The organism is Mesorhizobium sp. M7A.F.Ca.US.006.04.2.1 (assembly GCF_004022915.1).
GTDB classification, from domain to species: Bacteria; Pseudomonadota; Alphaproteobacteria; order Rhizobiales; family Rhizobiaceae; genus Mesorhizobium; species Mesorhizobium ciceri.
In genome coordinates, this window is record NZ_RZQA01001240.1 from 1 (window position 1) to 1,315 (window position 1,315).

Here is a 1,315-nt window from a genome sequence, read left to right on the forward strand (position 1 = left end):
GTGCTCGATCCGCCCGACCAATCTGGCGCCGGCTCAGATGACCGACGCGCTGATGCGCAAGCTTCTCAATGTCACCGCCAGGGTCAACGCCGCCGTCAAGCCGATGAGCGACATGGACATCTACGGCAAGGACGAGGTCTGGGCTTATCCCGACAAGGGCGTCGGCGATTGCGAGGACTATGTGCTGGAAAAGCGGCGCCAGCTTTCGCGCATGAGCATCTCGCTTGCCGATCTTCTGATCACCGTCGTGCGCAAGCCCGACGGCGAGGGCCACGCCGTGCTGACGGTGCGCACCGACGAGGGCGACTATGTGCTCGACAATCTGACCGACAAGGTCAAGCCATGGGACGCGACCGGCTACCGCTTCCTCAAGCGGCAGGCGATCGACAACACCGGCCGCTGGGTCTCGATCCGCGGTGGCCAGCAAGTTCTGGTCGGCGCGGTTCAGTAGGCACCAGCAACGGCGGCTTCCCTAGGGGCGGCATCCAACGCTTCGTCATCCCAGGGCGGAGCAGGAGCGAAGCTCCGTCGCGAAGACCCTGGGATCCATGCCGTGATGCCGATGAAGAACGCTGCGGCGCAGGAACAGGCGCCTGCAATCGTCATACCGTCATCACCAGATCTTTTGCCCCGTCGCGACGCTCGCAACTCGCGGCATGGATCCTCGGGTCTGCGCGCCCGCTCCGCCCGTGGATGACGAAATCGATGGGCCCTCCGCCAGAATTCGCATTTCTCCGTGAACCATTTCGCTCCGGCCAGCGACACACAGCCGTGAACCGAAACCAACCATGGAGACTTCAGATGACTGCTTTTCTGCGAAACACCCTTCTTGCCGCTATCGCGGTGTCGAGCATGGCCGGATCCGCCATGGCCGATCAGACCACCAGCTGTGCCAAAACCAACCTCAACGACCTCTGGGCCGGCCGCTGTTGCGGTGATGCCGGGGCGTCGGACTGCCTGGGCGGCGGAAACAATGGCCACGACCACGGCGATCATGGCCGGGGTGGAAATGGCGGCACCGCCGGCAAGAAATGATCTCACCACTTTGCCCGCCGGCGGGCCGCCGGCGGGCAGTTTCCTCGTGAGGCAGGCGAACTTGTACCGGCGCGGACCGTCAGGCTACGGCCGCTGGTTCAACGCCGCGCGGATCGATGCGGTGATGCGGCGAAGCTCGGTTTCGTCGAGTTTCTCGATGTTTTCCGCCAGCAGATTGGCGAGCTCGGTGGCGGCGGGGGAAAGACCCGACGTGTCGAGTTTTACACGCGGGTGCGAGGCCTCGGCCAGCCGCGCCAGTTCCTCGGCATCGTCCCAGATG

2 protein-coding genes and 1 pseudogene are annotated in these 1,315 nt (G+C 64.4%); 2 read left to right on the forward strand and 1 reads right to left on the reverse strand.

Going from position 1 to position 1,315, the window contains the following annotated elements:
- Both EN925_RS36210 and EN925_RS36215 read left to right on the forward strand, forming a co-directional pair.
- On the forward strand, positions 1-451 hold a 451-nt coding region (locus EN925_RS36210; RefSeq protein ID WP_128337390.1), incomplete at its 5' end, for a transglutaminase-like cysteine peptidase.
- A gap of 350 nt (positions 452-801) precedes the next feature.
- A complete protein-coding gene (locus EN925_RS36215) occupies positions 802-1,035 on the forward strand; it encodes a hypothetical protein (RefSeq protein WP_013528718.1) in 234 nt (77 codons plus the stop codon).
- Positions 1,036-1,119: 84 nt separating this feature from the next.
- On the opposite strand, the pseudogene EN925_RS36220 reads toward EN925_RS36215, so the two are convergent.
- Positions 1,120-1,315: pseudogene (locus EN925_RS36220) on the reverse strand (transcriptional regulator); the annotation flags it as partial.